General features: G+C 46.1%; 13 protein-coding genes and 1 other annotated feature. Of the genes, 10 read left to right on the top strand and 3 right to left on the bottom strand.

Annotated features, from left to right (window positions below):
* Positions 1-9: 9 nt before the first annotated feature.
* The 8 genes from I8U27_RS02620 to acsA all read left to right on the top strand — a co-directional run bounded on the left by I8U27_RS02620 (position 10) and on the right by acsA (position 8294).
* Complete coding sequence (locus I8U27_RS02620) at positions 10-558, top strand: RNA polymerase sigma factor (RefSeq protein ID WP_181750058.1); 549 nt, start codon at positions 10-12, stop codon at positions 556-558.
* A 16-nt stretch (positions 559-574) separates the two neighbouring features.
* The gene (locus I8U27_RS02615) at positions 575-1324 is read left to right on the top strand and encodes a zf-HC2 domain-containing protein (protein WP_181750059.1); all 750 of its coding nucleotides are present in this window, start codon (positions 575-577) and stop codon (positions 1322-1324) included.
* Positions 1325-1402: 78 nt separating this feature from the next.
* Positions 1403-2503, top strand: coding sequence for a bifunctional 3-deoxy-7-phosphoheptulonate synthase/chorismate mutase (locus I8U27_RS02610; RefSeq protein WP_181750060.1), 1101 nt, complete (start codon positions 1403-1405; stop codon positions 2501-2503).
* Between the two features lie 181 nt (positions 2504-2684).
* On the top strand, positions 2685-4196 hold the full coding sequence (locus I8U27_RS02605) for a hypothetical protein (RefSeq protein WP_181750061.1): 1512 nt from the start codon (positions 2685-2687) through the stop codon (positions 4194-4196).
* A gap of 139 nt (positions 4197-4335) precedes the next feature.
* Positions 4336-5373: a catabolite control protein A gene (ccpA, locus tag I8U27_RS02600; protein WP_181750062.1), complete on the top strand. Its 1038-nt coding sequence runs from the start codon at positions 4336-4338 to the stop codon at positions 5371-5373.
* Between the two features lie 34 nt (positions 5374-5407).
* Positions 5408-6121 carry a 5'-methylthioadenosine/adenosylhomocysteine nucleosidase gene (locus I8U27_RS02595; RefSeq protein ID WP_181750529.1) on the top strand — a complete coding sequence of 238 codons (714 nt, stop codon included), beginning with the start codon at positions 5408-5410 and terminating at the stop codon, positions 6119-6121.
* A 128-nt stretch (positions 6122-6249) separates the two neighbouring features.
* Positions 6250-6405 (top strand): DUF1540 domain-containing protein, encoded by a 156-nt coding sequence (locus I8U27_RS02590; RefSeq protein ID WP_181750063.1) that lies wholly within the window; start codon positions 6250-6252, stop codon positions 6403-6405.
* A gap of 170 nt (positions 6406-6575) precedes the next feature.
* Positions 6576-8294 carry an acetate--CoA ligase gene (gene acsA, locus I8U27_RS02585; RefSeq protein WP_181750064.1) on the top strand — a complete coding sequence of 573 codons (1719 nt, stop codon included), beginning with the start codon at positions 6576-6578 and terminating at the stop codon, positions 8292-8294.
* 117 nt (positions 8295-8411) lie between these two features.
* On the opposite strand, the gene I8U27_RS02580 is transcribed toward acsA, so the two are convergent.
* Both I8U27_RS02580 and I8U27_RS02575 read right to left on the bottom strand, forming a co-directional pair.
* On the bottom strand, positions 8412-10748 hold the full coding sequence (locus I8U27_RS02580) for a transglycosylase domain-containing protein (protein ID WP_181750065.1): 2337 nt from the start codon (positions 10746-10748) through the stop codon (positions 8412-8414).
* 163 nt (positions 10749-10911) lie between these two features.
* Positions 10912-13203, bottom strand: coding sequence for a transglycosylase domain-containing protein (locus I8U27_RS02575; protein ID WP_181750066.1), 2292 nt, complete (start codon positions 13201-13203; stop codon positions 10912-10914).
* Between the two features lie 103 nt (positions 13204-13306).
* Positions 13307-13529: a binding site (T-box leader), on the top strand.
* A 42-nt stretch (positions 13530-13571) separates the two neighbouring features.
* Here I8U27_RS02575 and tyrS point away from each other — a divergent pair.
* The gene (gene tyrS, locus I8U27_RS02570; protein WP_181750067.1) at positions 13572-14861 is read left to right on the top strand and encodes a tyrosine--tRNA ligase; all 1290 of its coding nucleotides are present in this window, start codon (positions 13572-13574) and stop codon (positions 14859-14861) included.
* A gap of 108 nt (positions 14862-14969) precedes the next feature.
* Here tyrS and I8U27_RS02565 read toward each other — a convergent pair whose 3' ends face one another.
* Entirely contained in the window at positions 14970-15377 is a 408-nt protein-coding gene (locus tag I8U27_RS02565) for an NUDIX hydrolase (protein WP_181750068.1), read from the bottom strand.
* A 251-nt stretch (positions 15378-15628) separates the two neighbouring features.
* Here I8U27_RS02565 and I8U27_RS02560 point away from each other — a divergent pair, with 251 nt between their 5' ends.
* Positions 15629-16408 (top strand): tyrosine-protein phosphatase, encoded by a 780-nt coding sequence (locus tag I8U27_RS02560; protein WP_181750069.1) that lies wholly within the window; start codon positions 15629-15631, stop codon positions 16406-16408.
* Positions 16409-16444 lie beyond the last annotated feature (36 nt).

Below are 16444 nucleotides of genomic sequence, written 5' to 3'. Positions count from 1 at the left end.
GAGGGTATTATGGTATCCAAACAGATAGGGGACCGGCCATGGAGGGGTGTCGCCGATGAGTTTATGGAACGATTGCAACAGCATCAGCGATATTTGTTTCATGTCGCCTACCGATTGACAGGCAACGCCGAGGATGCCAAAGATCTCACACAGGAGACCTTATGGCAAGCACACCGCAAGTCCAATAAATATGTTTACGAAAAGTCCTTGAAAGCCTGGTTGCGAACATTAATGACCAATCGTTTTCGCGATCAGAAACGGAAAAAAAGCTTAAACTTTGTTACGCTGGATGATGCCTTTATCCAATCGGACCCTTCCCCTGCAACTGCGATGAAGTCTGTGGAGGAACAAGTTGAGCAAAAGATCCTGTTGGAACGGATTAAAGAGGAAATCCAGGAATTGCCTGATATTTACCGTCGTGTCATTATTTTGCGCCATTATCACGGATATTCTTATACGGAAATTAGCAAAGAATTGGATATTCCTGAAGGAACGGTTAAAACCCAGCTCTTTCGGTCCCGCAAAATGTTAAAAGAACGCCTATCGAGGAAAATTTAAGGGAGATGGCTGAATGATGTCTTCGTGCAGAGAGATAGACCCACTCATTCAGTTATTCGTGGACGGGGAAATCAACTTCAGGGAAAGACAAATTTTGGGTGAACATATTAAGGTCTGCTCTTCCTGCCGTGAGCAGCTAAACGAAATGATCGTACTTGTTCAGGGATTGGAAGAGATTGGTGTCAAGGAGAGAAGGCGTCAAAAGCAACTCTTTCTTCAGCCGGTCAAGTGGGCTGCTCTTTGTACTTCAATCATCCTGCTTGCTTTTGTGTCGCCGGTTCACTCTGTCCCCTCTTCCAATAAGCCTTTGCATGAGACAGAGACAGCCGGGAAGGACCAGCCACAGGAGATGTTGGCCATGATGACGGTACTTGCAACCCAGGGAGAAAAACTTCATATTCCCGATGACGAATATATCCATGTTGTGCAGCCCCGACAGATCGATTCGCCTCCGCTGTCACAAACCGCCTTAATTTATCCGAGTGCGATGCCTTTTTTTAAACATGAACAACAGCCCTGGTTGAAAAAAATAAACCAGTTTGTTTTTGTCAAGGTCCCGGATGTCCGGACATTGCATACATTGCTTACAACAACCGGGATCCGGCTGGAACCGGATCAACTGGTTGAAGGACAAATTGAATTTCCTGCATCCATGATTATTAAAACGGGGGAAAATCCCCAGATTGAAACGTTTCAGTTTCCCGATAATGAACAGGGAATTTCTCACTGGTTTAATAAAATGGCATCCCAGTCAGCTCTTCATTGATTTGGGGGATGACATTTTGGATTTTTTTCGATATAATGACCGAAATATTTTTTAGTTGAGAAGAGAGGAGAAAGACGAGTGAGCGAACATGAACTAGACGGATTGCGAAGAAAACTGGATGAAATCAATCTACAGCTGTTGCAGCTATTGAACCGGCGGGCCACATTAGTACAGGAGATCGGGGAAATTAAGAAAAAACAGGGAATTAATAAGTTTGATCCCGAACGGGAACAGGATATGCTGAATCAATTGGTCAAGCAGAATCAGGGCCCATTTGATGATCAAACGGTGCGTTACCTGTTTAAACAGATCTTTAAAGCTTCCCTCGACCTGCAAATTGATGAGCAAAAGAAAACGCTCTTAGTCAGCCGTAAAGAACAAGCGGAAAACACCGTGATCAATCTTGGCGGAACTCACATCGGAAACGGAACCCCCCATGTGATTGCCGGACCCTGTTCCGTCGAGTCCGAAGAACAGGTATTTGCCGTTGCCCGTGCCCTGAAGGAACAGGGATTGACTCTGATGCGGGGCGGGGCATTTAAACCGAGGACCTCCCCCTATGATTTCCAGGGGCTGGGGGAAGAAGGGCTGAAAATATTACGTCGTGCGGCAGATGAGTTCGGGCTTCAGGTGATCAGCGAGATTGTTAATCCCGCGGATATGGAAATGGCTGAGCGCTATGTTGATGTGATACAAATTGGTGCCCGAAATATGCAGAACTTTGAACTGCTAAAAGCCGCAGGCTCTGTTCGCACACCCGTCCTGTTGAAGAGAGGCCTTTCCGCCACGATTGAAGAATTTCTGTTTGCCGCAGAATACATCGTTTCCCGGGGAAATTCCCAAGTGATGCTATGTGAGCGTGGCATTAGAACCTATGAAAAATGGACCCGGAATACTTTGGACATCTCTGCGGTGCCAATCTTAAAAAATGAAAGCCATCTGCCAGTCTTTGTTGATATTACCCACTCGACCGGCCGCCGGGATATTTTACTTCCATGTGCCAAAGCAGCTCTCGCAGCCGGTGCTGACGGAATTATGCTGGAGGTTCATCCCAATCCGGCCGTTGCCCTGTCAGATGCAAAACAACAGATCGATATTCCTTCTTTTGAAACTTTTATGAAAGACCTGAGAGCATCTAACTTGCTTGGTAACGGAAATCTGGTTTTAGAAAGAAGATAACTTCCATTCACAAAAAAAGCGAACAGACGTGACAGTCGGTGCGCTTTTTTTGTTATGATGAATAGGAGGATGTGATCGATGGAGTCCGTATACGAGAAGATGCTGATGGGAGCCTCTAGAAATAAATTTAGAATCGAACTTGAATTCGATTGGATGTTAGTGTTTTAGGGGGAAGATTTCATTGAATGTCAGGGAATGTTTGGAATTAGCCAGTTCCGGGAGTATGAAAACGGAGCAGTTGTATGAGTTTTTTGCGAGCCGGGTTTCTAGGCTTGTTGTGCTGTACCAAAAAGACGACTCGGGAAGCAAGCCGTTTTTGGCAAAGGGAAATACCCCGGACAGCAAATTTGTCGCTGCCTTCACCGACCCTGAAGCGGCACGGATTGTGAAGGTTCACCATCCTGAGATGGTTGAGATGGTGGAAGAGCCAGTTCTGCCTTTTTTAATTAAAGCATACCGTTCCGAAGCAAACGGAATTGTACTCAACCCGGGTTTACCTTCCCGTTTATTTGTGGTCAAACAGCATTTATTGGATTTACTGAAGGAATATGCGGTAGATAAACTGGCTCAATTGCCGGGTGCCTGGGTCCCGACTCAGGGGCAGAATTTATTGTTGGTTGAATACAAGAAGGGTTCTTATACAGTTGCCATTTATGCGAGTGAAGAGGATGCCAAGTATGTCTCCCGAAAATCGGGAGGTACGGTAATTCAGCATCCCTGGAATGTAATATTCGGACGATGCAGGGAGTTGCGGGCTCCCGCCCCTTACTTTCACTTCGGTTTACCGGAGCAAACCCACTTATCCCCACAGCATGCCGAGAAAATACTCCAGGGAAGACACAGCGGTTACATAGAAGAGAGACCTGTCGTACTGCCTTTTATTGAAATACCGCCTTCGCAAGACAAGGAGGATCACCAGGAGGTAAACAAGTCCTCCGAAAAAGAGGAACCGGCTCAGACACATATCGTCGAAATGAAACAACCGGCAACAGTTCCTCCGGCAGAAGAAAGAAAGAATCCTTACAGCATCAAAAGCCAGTCAAAGCCCGGTTCCGAGATATACAGAGGGGGGAACCTGGAAATACAGGAGGAAGACTGGCCTGTTCAACAACCCCAGGCCAAGGACACCCAGCATGAACAGCGCATTCATAAACCCTCCACCGTTTCGGCTCAGAGTCCCAAGAAGGAGAAAAGTTTACCACCCTCGCTGGCTTCCGGTTCGGGTGAAGTCCAGGCCGGGCCATCTGCAGTCAAACAAACGCCTGTGGCAGATCCGGCAGTGGAAGAAGCATTGAAGAAGCTGGAAAAAGCTACGGTGGAAGGGCAGGGAATGGCAAACGGCTGGGAAGTGTGCCGGGCAATGGCTGAGCTCAGAAGGATTTGGGTCGTTGTTGATCCCGAGGGAAATATGGTGATTTTAGCAGGACAGGACAAGAGCCCGATTGTTGATTTCTTCACCTCTGCCCGCCATGCACAGGTGCTGATTGATGAAGCCCATCAAAAAAACCCGAGCCTGCCCAAGATGGTACCGCGTCTTGTTTCGACTAAAAAGCTGTATAAAGCATTAGCACCCAGGCAGCCAATCGTTTGGATTAACCGGGGCTCCCCGGAAGCCTGGACCAGTATTATGGGCGATACTCTTCCTTATGTGCTGCAGTTGATGGCACAAGGAGAGCGTGAAAAAAAGATCTGACCTTCGGGTTGGTTCTTTTTTTTGTGATTGGAAAAAATAAAAACACCGGTCGTTACAGGTTTGCACGTAATAAGGTTTTATCGTATGCTTAAACTAATTATAAACCTTGAACCATACTGCATTGGATGTGAAAATAAAGATGGGGAAGAAAAAAGAAACCATTACGATTTATGATGTAGCCAGGGAAGCTGGTGTTTCCATGGCAACCGTATCCAGGGTAGTCAATGGAAATCCGAATGTGAAGCCGGCTACCCGCAAAAAAGTTTTAGATGTCATCCGCCAATTAGGTTATCGTCCAAATGCCGTTGCCCGCGGACTGGCGAGCAAAAAAACAACGACGGTTGGTGTGGTTATTCCCGATATTTCCAATACTTTCTATGCGGAATTAACCCGTGGTATTGAAGATATCGCCACCATGTATCATTACAATATTATTTTGAGCAACTCCGATTTAAAAAAGGAAAAAGAGCTGGAGCTGATTGAAACACTGCTTGAGAAACAGGTTGACGGACTTCTCTTTTTAGGGGGGGAAGTGACGGATGCCCACCGGGAAATTTTCTCCGCTACCGCTGTTCCGGTTGTATTGGCTGCCACCAGGGACGAGAAAAAGGAATGGCCTTCTGTAACGATCGACCAGATTCAGGCAGCAAAAGAAGCTACCTGTATTCTCGTTCATGAAGGGCATGAGAAGATTGCGTATCTCGGCGGGCCGCTGACCGATTCAGTCAATGGCTATCCGCGTTATCTGGGGTATAAAGAGGCGTTGGAGGAAAACGGAATTCCGTTTGAGGAACGTTTGATCCGCCTGGGGGATTACCGTTATCGTTCAGGTTATGAAACCATGAAAGATCTGTTAACTTCCAATAAACCGGTGACAGCCGTCTTTGCGGCAAGTGATGAAATGGCCGTAGGGGCTATTCATGCAGCGCAGGACATGGAAAGAAAAGTTCCTGAGGAGATCTCAGTCATCGGCTTTGAAAATATTCCCCTTTCCTCACAGGTGCGGCCTCTTCTCAGTACAGTCAGTGTACCTATGTATGATATCGGGGCGGTGGCGATGCGCCTGTTAACCAAATACATGAATGATGAACCGGTTGAATCCGGGCAAGTTCTCCTGCAATACAGCGTTGAACTCCGTGGCTCCACGAAGCTTAAAGAATGGGAAGAAACCAGATAAAATTCCGGATACAGGGGTAGAGGATGTGGTTGAAATGGCAAGCGGCATGATCGGGATCATCGGGGCCATGGATTCGGAGATCTCCCGTTTTCTTGATGAAATGGAACAGGTTGAGACACAAGAGTTTTTTGGAATTGTTTATTACAGGGGCAAACTTTGCAATGTTCCGGCAGTCGTATGCAAGTCAGGGGTAGGTAAAGTGAATGCTGCTGTCTGTACACAGGTTTTAATCGACCGTTATCAAGCGGAATCAGTAATTTTTACAGGAGTGGCAGGTGCTTTGCATCCTGAACTGGAAATCGGAGACCTTGTTATTTCCACAGAGTGCCAGCAGCATGATATTGATGCAAGCCCCCTGGGTTTTCCGCAGGGTACGATTCCTTTTCAAGAAGCATCTGTGTTTCCGGCGGATGCCTGCCTGATTGAGCGGGCAAAAAAAGCGGGCGGACAAATTGAAGGTGTAAAAGTACTCCTGGGAAAGGTGCTTTCCGGTGACCAATTTATATCTGATGTCAGGAAAGTAAAAGAGCTGCGGGAGAAGTTTAACGGGACCTGTGTGGAGATGGAAGGAGCGGCTGTCGCACATGTCTGCCATCTGATCGGTGTCCCTTATGTCGTAATTCGTTCTATGTCCGACCGGGCCGATCATTCCGCTCAGGTAAACTTTATGGAGTTTACTGAACTTGCTGCTGAACGCTCCTGCGCCATGGTACGAAACATGTTGCTGCAAATGGCAGAAGCAGAATAGAAAAACCGGAATTACTGCCGCTTTCACGGAATGGGAGCGGCGGTTTTGTTTTATATTGGGATCACAGGACCGGAGTAGCCTGATTGTTACCTGAACATAATACATATTAGCGAAGGGGGGTTTCCACAGTGCCAAAGGATGTTTTGTGTGAAGTTAATAATTGCACTTATTGGGGAGAAGGAAATCTTTGCAAGGCGGATGAGATCTACGTGGTTGCTCACGTTGAGAATCCGGATGACACTGTAGAAACAGATTGTAAAACATTTAAACCCAAAGAACACTAATTCGCAAAACCGGTTGTGCTCTTGATGAGTACAATCGGTTTTTTATGATGGGGTTTTTTGACGTAGAAAAGATAGAGGACGAAGTATTAAATTACGTTAATAAATTGTCAATCTTTTTAGGTATGATATAATAGTAAAAACTGAAATCGTTTACAAGAGGAGGCGAACCGATGAAGAATACAGAACGTTTAGCGGTTGAAACAACAGGAAACAATATGGGAAGTTATGAAGAAACATACCAATCTTTTGACTGGAGCCAGGTTGAAAAAGCCTTTACCTGGTCACAAACCGGAAAAGTGAACGCCGCCTATGAAGCGATTGACCGGCATGCTGAGTCCGGCAAGCAGGACCGGATTGCCCTCATGTACAGTGACCCCAATCGGAATGAGACATATACATTTAAAGAAATGAAAGAAAAGTCAAATCAGTTTGGGAATGTATTGCGCAGAATCGGGATAAAAAAGGGGGACCGTGTTTTTATTTTCATGCCCCGTACTCCCGAACTGTATTTTAGCTTCCTTGGCACGATCAAAATTGGTGCCATCGTCGGCCCCCTCTTTGAAGCGTTTATGGAAGTAGCAGTCAAAGACCGCCTGGAAAATAGTGAAGCAGTTGCGCTGGTAACGACTCCCGCACTGTTGGAGCGGGTTCCCGTGGATGAGCTGCCCCACCTTAAACACATCATTATTGTTGGTACGCCGGAAGAGACCCCGGAGGGCTATTACAACTTTGCAGAAGAGATGCAAAAATCTTCGACCGAGTTGGAGATCGAGTGGGTCAATCGGGAAGATCCGATGCTGATGCACTATACATCCGGCTCAACCGGAAAGCCAAAAGGTGTTCTCCATGTGCATAATGCCATGATTCAACATTATCAAACCGGAAAATGGGTTCTTGATTTACAGGATGGAGACATTTACTGGTGTACGGCCGACCCGGGCTGGGTAACGGGCACTTCATACGGGATTTTTGCTCCGTGGTTGAATGGTGTGACCAATGTGATTCGGGGCGGACGGTTCAACCCGGATGACTGGTATCAAACCCTTGCAAAGAATAAAGTAACCGTCTGGTACAGTGCACCTACATCATTTCGGATGTTGATGGCTGCCGGGGATGAAGTGGTGAAAAAGTATGATCTCTCCTCTGTCCGCCACATTCTCAGTGTTGGCGAGCCGCTCAATCCGGAAGTGGTCCGCTGGGGAAAACAAGTCTATGGAAAACGGATTCACGACACCTGGTGGATGACGGAAACAGGCGGAATTCTGATTGCTAACTATCCGCAGATGGAGATTAAGCCGGGTTCAATGGGCCGTCCCTTCCCGGGAGTTCAGGCAGCCATCATCGATGATGAAGGAAATGAATTGCCGCCATATCATATGGGCAACCTGGCGATTAAGACTCCCTGGCCGTCCATGATGCGCCAAATCTGGAAAAATCCCGAGAAATATCAGGAATACTTCCGGATTCCGGGCTGGTATATATCAGGTGATTCCGCCTATAAAGATGAGGATGGCTATTTCTGGTTCGAGGGCCGCCTGGATGATGTAATCAACACCTCAGGGGAGCGCGTCGGGCCATTTGAAGTAGAAAGCAAGCTGGTGGAACACCCCGCCGTGGCTGAAGCAGGTGTGATCGGAAAACCGGATCCGGTGCGCGGGCAGATCATTAAAGCCTTTGTCGCATTAAGAGCCGGTTATCATGCGTCGGATGAGCTGAAAGAAGAGATCCGCATGTTTGTAAAAACAGGACTGGCCGCCCATGCCGCTCCCCGTGAGATTGAGTTTAAGGATAAATTGCCAAAAACGAGAAGCGGAAAAATTATGAGACGTGTGCTAAAAGCCTGGGAATTGGGCTTGCCTACCGGTGATTTGTCCACAATGGAAGATTAAACATACTTAAAAAACCCCGCTCCTCAGCATCCTGAAGAGCGGGGTTTTTTTGACCTGTCTAATCAGAAGACAATGATTTTTTTAAGATAAACCCCCAATCAGTATCTCTCCCCCTCATCACTGGGAAGAGAAGATACCTCCTCTTCCGTCTCTGTCATTTCCACCGGGAGGATTTTGACCTCCCCCTCCGTTATCTTCATCACCACCGGGAGGATTTTGACCTCCTCCGTCATCTCCGTCACCAGGAGGATTTGGACCCTCTCCCCCTGGTGGATTCGGTCCCGGATTTGGCCCCGGATTCGGCCACGGGTTGGGGTTTGGATTGGTTCCGGGATTTGGCCCCGGGTTGGTTCCCGGATTTCCCCCCGGTTGAGGTTCAGGGTCCGGTTTTACCCGGTTACATTCAAAGCATTTTGTGCTGATGCCGCCGCCCGGATTTGGGTAATCACTTCCGCGGGGAATCAGTTTTGGATTGGCAGCCGCCGCAGCTTTAAAGAGCTTGATCCACGCATTTTTGGCAAGATATTTGCTGCCTTTTGCATTATAATCATAACCTGACCAGACGCCAAGAGAAACCTCCGGAGTATATCCGACAAACCACAGATCCCATTCATTGGAGGTGGTACCAGTTTTTCCCGCTACATTGTACCCGCTGGTGGCTTTGCCAATAACATCACCTGTACCGCCTCTGACTACCTGTTCCATCATTTTGGTCAATGCATACGAAGTTTGCGGGGTAAAAATTTGTATTGGTTTATTTTCTTTGTGATAGTTGTAGATTTCATTACCCTGTGAGTCTACAATTTTTTCAATCAAATGGGGCTTATTGTATTTCCCCTGGTTTGCGATCATCGCATAAGCAGCTGTCATCTGCTCCACCGTGTATCCATTAGTCAAACCACCAAGAACGGAAGCTTCACCATCTCTTGGATGATGTTTCATTCCCATTTTTTCCAGATAACTAAATCCTCGCTCGATCCCTACTTTTCTAAAGATCTTTACTGCCGGAATGTTGTAAGAATATTTGAGAGCATGTGTTGCAGTTACAGGTCCGTTTTTATATTTGCCGCCGGAGTTTTTGTAGGTGCCGCTTCCGTCAGCTTTTTGAATCGGTTCATCAATAATGGTTGAATCCGGGGAAATAATTCCTTCATTCAACGCAGGACCGTATCCGAGCAACGGTTTCATGGCTGAACCCGGCTGGTTTGTTGCCACAAAGGCATGGTCCTGCTGATTTTTGTCAAAGTCTGTTCCGGCGTAGAAGGAGAGTACAGCGCCCGTCTTATTTTCAATCAGCACTGCACCAATTTGCTCGGTGCGCTTCTTCCCTCTTATTTTCTTGGACGGAAAATACAGGCCTTCAACCGATTTGTTCATTTTATTGTAGAGTTCTTCGTCAATCGTGGTGTAGATATGGAGACCGCCCTGGTTTACTTGTTTGCGGTATTCGTCAAGCGATTTCTTGTTTTTTCCTTTGTCTTTTTCCTGTAAGATCTCGGCAGCTTCTCTTTCCACCGCTCTGATGATAAACGGATACTTCTCAAACGCATTTTTAAAATCTGATTTCTTAGCTAATGAACCTTTGATGTCAAATTTAATGGCTTCGTTGTATTGTTGCTGGGTAATCTTTTTGTTTACCAACATCTGGTCTAACACGAGCTTCATTCGTTCCAGTCCGAGTTTCAGCTGCTTTTCGCCTTCAAAGGGATTATAAGCATTCGGGCGCTGAACCATTCCTGCTATGTAGGCAGCTTGTGCCAGATCCAGTTTTTTGACGTCAGTGTTAAAAAGACCACGGGCGGCAGCAGCTACCCCGTACATATGTTTATTATGGGCTCCTACTCCAAAATAAACATTATTCATGTACGCCACAAATATTTGCTCTTTACTGTAGAATTTTTCGATTCGGATCGCATTGATAATTTCCAATGCTTTACGCTCATAGGTTTGTTTGGGTGTTAACAGAACCCTTTTCACTAATTGTTGGGTAATGGTGCTTCCGCCTGTTGACACCTCGCTGCCTGTAAACTCTTGAAAAGCAGCCCGCAAGAGAGACTGGGGATTAATACCCTTATGCTGATAAAATTCACGGTCTTCGACGGAAAGGAAGGCTTCGACCAGATAGGGGCTTACCTCATCCAGGTCTCTGATTAATCTGCGGTCTTCCGGGGATACCATTTCCCCGATCTTTTCCGGCTGTTTTTTGCCGTCGGGTGAACGGAAATATGCGTAACTGGTCTGGGACCAGCCTTCTAATTCTTTTTGGTAATCTTCTTCGCCGCGAATCTTCTCGTCTTTGGCGTAAGCAGAAACAATTCCGGCTCCTACGCCAACGGTTCCTACTGCGACAACTAATACAATGACAAAACAAATAAACAGCCCCTGAAGGACCCATTTTGAAATTTTTTTGCTGCCCGATTTCGGTTTGTTCGGGTTTGAACCAACATTTTGCATGTAACCCATCCCCCCATTGTTCATGCCATATCATTATATCATGGGTAGTAAATCCCTTGTTCATAGAGAAATTTTGACAATCGTGTGAATGGACCCCCTAAAAAAACCTCAGCCATTTTTAAATGACTGAGGTTCGGTATCAACCCTTGTTCGGTTGCAGTTTTCAATGATCCTCTCTTGGCGGGGGAGGCTGGATGGGGGGCCATCCTGAACGGGGAGGATCAGGCGGTAGAGGTCCGTCCGGCGGATCCGGTGGTTTTGGTTTTTCCTTATCTTTTTCCTTCCTTTTCTTTTCCTCTTCCGCTTGTTTTTTCTTCTCTTCCTCTTCTTGTTTCTTGCGTAAATATGCTTCGATTCGATCACACTCTAAACACTTGACCCCGCTAAACAGGCCGCCGGGGTTCCGGAAGGAATAGCCTTTGTTAAAGTACGAAGGGCTGGCTTTTTCAGCTGCTTTGAAAATGTTGACCCAGGCCCGTTTTGTAAAATTCGGGTTATGTTTCATCGAAAAGTTGTAATCGTATCCACCCCAGACACTAATAGTGACCTGAGGAGTGTACCCTACAAACCAATGATCCCGGTCCTTGGAAGAGGTTCCTGTTTTTCCGGCAAGATCATAACCATAAATCCGTGATCCGATAAATCTTCCCGTACCGCCACTCACAACTTTTCTTAACATCTTTGTGGTCTGATAAGCTGTTTGCGGAGAAAAGACCTGTGTCGGCTTGTTTTTGTGCACCCACACCGTATTTCCGTCAGAATCGGTGATTTTCGAGATGATGAAAGGCTTGTTATATTTCCCTTCATTAGCGAGAGCTGCGAAGGCTGCGGCCATTCTCTCAACGGTATAACCATTGGTCGCACCGCCAATCGCGGCAGATTCCCCATCATATGGATGCGGAGGCAGGCCCAGCTTTTTTAGGTAGTTAAAGCCTGTTTGATGCCCCAAATGATTAAAAACCTTAATTGCCGGAATGTTGTACGAATGTTGTAAAGCGAGGGTTGCAGAAACCGGCCCTTTATAATTGCCGCTGGCGTTTCTGTAAGTGCCCGAACCGTCGCTTTTTGGAATTTCTTCATCCAGAATGATTGTTTCGGGGGAGATCACTTTCTCTTCAATGGCCGGCCCATAGACAAGTAAAGGTTTAATGGCTGACCCGGGCTGGTTGGTGGCGTCAAGAGCATGGTCTTTTTGGTTTACTTCAAAATCTTTTGTTCCCGAAACGAATGCGAGAACTGCCCCTGTTTTGTTGTCAAGGATGACTGCCCCCAGTTGCTCCTGGCCTTTTTTTCCTTCATAAGTGCGTGAATAGAATCTCAGATTATTTGTGGCAGCTTTGTTTACAGCATCGTACATTTTTTGATTGATGGTTGTATAGAAATGATACCCGCCAGTCATCGCTTTTTTCTTGTACTCTTCAAGGGTTACCTTGTATTTTCCCTGTTTACTGAGCTGCTCGATCTTAAGGCCGTCTTTTTCCATTAAAGCTTCAGCAGCAGCTTCTTCCACAGCATACATAATAAAAGGGTAACTCTCATAACTGTTGCTAAAATCTTCAGGTTTCGCCAGGGACCCTTTAATGTCAAATTTAAGTGCTTCGTCATATTCACGTTGGGTGATCTTTTTATTTTCGAGCATTTCCCTTAAAACCAGCTTCATCCGCTCTAAGCCTTTTTTCAGTTTCTTTTCATCCCGGCTGAAGGGGTTAAAATCATTGGGGCGCTGGACCATGCCCGCAATATATGCAGACTGGGCCAGATTCAGATTTTTGGCATCCGTATTAAACAAACCTTTGGCTGCCGCTTGAACTCCATACATATTACGCCCGTTTGCCCCTTTGCCAAAGAAAATACTGTTCATATAATAGACGAGAATGTCATTTTTTTCGTACATGGAATCCAGGCGAACAGCAAGTACAATTTCTTTCGCTTTACGCTCCAATTTTTTATCAAAATCTTTTAAAATTACATTTTTAACCAGTTGCTGGGTGATGGTGCTTCCGCCGGTCATCACATCAGCTTGAACTACTTGCTGGTAGGAGGCCCGTACGAGCGAACGGGGGACAATGCCCTTGTGCTTGTAGAAGTCACGGTCTTCCACCGAAATAAAAGCAGCAACCAGGTAGGGGCTGACATCCTTGACAGATTTGATTGGCTTACGGTCATTCCCATCCATTCTCAATGAACCGATCCGAACATGATTGCCATTTTGATTTTTGTTCTGAAAATAAGCATAACTTGTTTCGGACAAGCTGTCTAAATCTTTTTGGAAATCTTCCTGGCTGCGAACCTTTTCATCCTTCACCATCGCTGAAACGACACCGGCTGCGAGTCCGGCCGCCCCGACGAAAAGGACTAAAGCAAGCACAAAAAGAGTAAAGAGGGTGTATCCTGTAACACGTAAGATTCGCCTGCCGAGAGGTTTCCGGGAGTGTTTTCTTCTGTCTCTCCTCATATACTTGAAACCCTCCTCGTGTTTCGGGTAATATTATATCATAATAAAATGAATAAAATATCTCCTCCCTAAGCATAAAATTGCAAATAATAATTGAATATCCAAACTGGTGTTGAACAAGCATAGTAGTCGGCAGATGCAGACTTTCCAGAGAGCTGGTGGCCGGTGCAAACCAGCAGTCCCCTGCACGACGAATTACACTTGGGAGCCTGCGTGGCCGTGCATGGCTGACGCACGGGTTTTGCCCGTTATCCAATGAAGCGGAAGATAGGTAAGCCTATTTTCAACAAGGGTGGTACCGCGGAAATCTGAACTCCGTCCCTTATGGGGGGGCGGAGTTTTTATGTTGCTGCAAAGTACCGGAAGTAATGCATGATTTTGATAAAGAAAAGGTGATTCAGTTGAGTAATGAAAAGTCAATCAGTCCGGAAGTACAAGCTGAGATGGAAAGGCAGTTAGAGGCAATTCAACGGGGAGCGGCAGAGATCCTTCCCATGGAAACGTTAAAAACTAAATTGCGCCGTTCCATTGAAAGCAAAACCCCGCTGAAAGTAAAACTTGGTTTGGATCCGACAGCACCTGATCTCCATATAGGACATACGGTGGTGTTTAATAAACTGCGTGATTTCCAGAACCTCGGTCACATCGTTCAGCTGGTGATAGGTGATTTTACGGCACAGATTGGAGATCCGACCGGAAAGTCGGAAACGAGAAAGCAGTTGACTGAAGAAGAAGTACAGGTAAACGCCAGGACTTACACCGATCAGCTGTTTAAAGTGTTGGACAGGGAAAAAACGGAGATTCATTTTAACAGCAACTGGCTCAGTCCGCTTACATTTGCCGATGTGACAAAACTGGCTGCAAAATGCACCGTTGCACGTATGCTCGAGCGGGATGACTTCGCAAAACGCTATCACAGCGGGCAGGCGATCAGCGTTCATGAATTTTTCTACCCGCTCATGCAAGGATATGATTCTGTCGCTCTCCACAGTGATATTGAATTGGGAGGGACGGATCAAACCTTTAATTTGCTGATGGGCCGCCATTTGCAGAAGGAATACGGGCAAGAGGAGCAAGTCATTCTCACCATGCCGCTCCTTGAAGGATTGGACGGCGTGAAAAAAATGAGCAAAAGCCTGGGCAATTACATTGGTGTCGACGAAGCCCCACGTGAAATGTACGGTAAAGCGATGTCAATTCCCGATGAATTGATGCTGAAATACTATGAACTGGCTACCGACCTTCCGCTTGAAGAATTCAAACAACTTAAAAAAGGGCTGGCCGACGGTTCCGTCCATCCCCGTGATGCCAAGATGAAACTGGCTTACACGCTAGTACGGATGTACCATGGGAAAGAAGCGGCACAAGAAGCAGAGCAACACTTCCGTACCGTCTTTCAACAACGCGAAATCCCCGACGAAATTAAGGAAGTGGAAGTCGGCAACAGTGAACTGGACCAGGGGAAACTCTGGATTGTCGCTCTTCTCTCCCGCTTGGGACTTGTCGCTTCCAATGGAGAAGCGCGCCGGTTGATCCAACAGGGAGGGGTCCGCATCAATCAGGAAAAAGTAACAGATATTCAATTGCAGGTTGAAGTAGAAGATGGCATGGTGGTACAGGTAGGCCGCCGCAAGTTCGCCCGTGTGAAATTAGTGTAATGTTTTCATTTAAAGCCTGACAATCATCCCGGTTGTCGGGCTTTTTCTGTGAAAGTGTGTGTGAGTGTGGGAAGGCAGAATTCTGTCTCACTACTGACAGGGCACCTGTCAAAACTCCACAAAAAACGGTTGCTTGCTGTCGTCAAGACAATAAAGAATCCGCTGCCTGAAAATTTTCCATGTGACAAGCCTTAGTGCAGTATCAATCGGAAAGTAGTCCACATCCAAACTTTCATCACTTGTTGAGAGTTGGCCACTGACCGGTTGCCCGACAAAGAATGTGTGACAGATACCAGCTCTTACATTTTGGTAAATTCCGCAAAATCTGATTAATTTAATATTGATCCCGGTTTTTGACTTTACTTCCCGGATGGCCGCCACTCGGATCGATTCTTTTTCTTTCACCTGCCCACCCGGCAGCTCCCAACCTCTATTTGGACTTTTAATCAGTAAAATCTCATCATCATCGTTTAAAACAAGCACAGACGCGGTCAAGATATGTTTGGACAGAGCCAAGGTGATCACCCCACCTTCGCGGATTTGGCGTCACACTCAAAAACAGAAACTGATAGGAAAGTCTGACTTAGAGGAATGATATAATAAAAAATCATGGGAACTATCTTTTCTGTATATTCTTATTTTAACAGAAAACGGAACGTGATTCCCAAATTTTGTAGAAAAATAGAGATAACTCTTTGCCGGGCTGCAATAAAAAAGAGGCAGGTCCGGACTTTGAACCCAGTAATCAATGAAAGAGGGAGCTAAATGTGACAGCTGTGATCAGAGACCCGGTAAAACGATTTGATCGCCTATACAATTTTCGTGAAATTGGCGGGTTAAAAACACACGATGGACGCAGAATGAAATCGGGAGTTCTTTTCCGGTCCGATGAATTATCACAATTATCCGGCAAAGATTTAGAAAAACTGAAACAATTGAATTTAAAGTCGATTTGTGACCTCCGATCTTCCGGCGAGCGCAAATCAAAGCCGGATCGTTTTCCGCATAATCAGGGTACAAACATGGTTCATGTCCCAATCCAGGATATATCGAGAATCGATTTTTTAAAGTGGCTGGCAGGGAAGTCTGGCAGCATAGATTTTAATAAACTGATAAAAGATTTCTATCGAAGAATGGCATTTGAATGTACCGCTCAGATCAATCAAGTCATTACCTTGATTTCCGATGAAAGGAATTTGCCGGTACTGATCCACTGTAAGGGTGGAAAAGACCGGACGGGTTATATTTCCGCTTTAATTCAGTTACTGGTTGGAGTACCATACCAAACGGTTTTGGAAGAGTACATGCTCTCAAATGATTTAATCGGACCGCGCATGAAAAAGATTGAAAGGTATATCAGATGGATGACCCTGTTTCAGATTTCGTCTGATCGCATGAAACCATTGTTAGAAGTGCGGCGTGAATATCTGGATGAGATTTACGGTGATATTTTAAAAAAGTACGGCTCTGTAGAAGAATATCTCCGTGTCGCTTGTGGCCTGAATCAAAGGTGTATCTCTAATCTGCAACAAAACCTGCTTGAGTAATATGACCGGGTTGGCATTTAATATCCCGGATAAATA

The sequence above is a fragment of the Paenactinomyces guangxiensis genome (genome assembly GCF_016055185.1).
GTDB classification, from domain to species: domain Bacteria; phylum Bacillota; class Bacilli; order Thermoactinomycetales; family Thermoactinomycetaceae; genus Paenactinomyces; species Paenactinomyces guangxiensis.
Note: the sequence above shows the minus strand (reverse complement) of the source record. Positions and strands in the feature narration are given on the sequence as shown.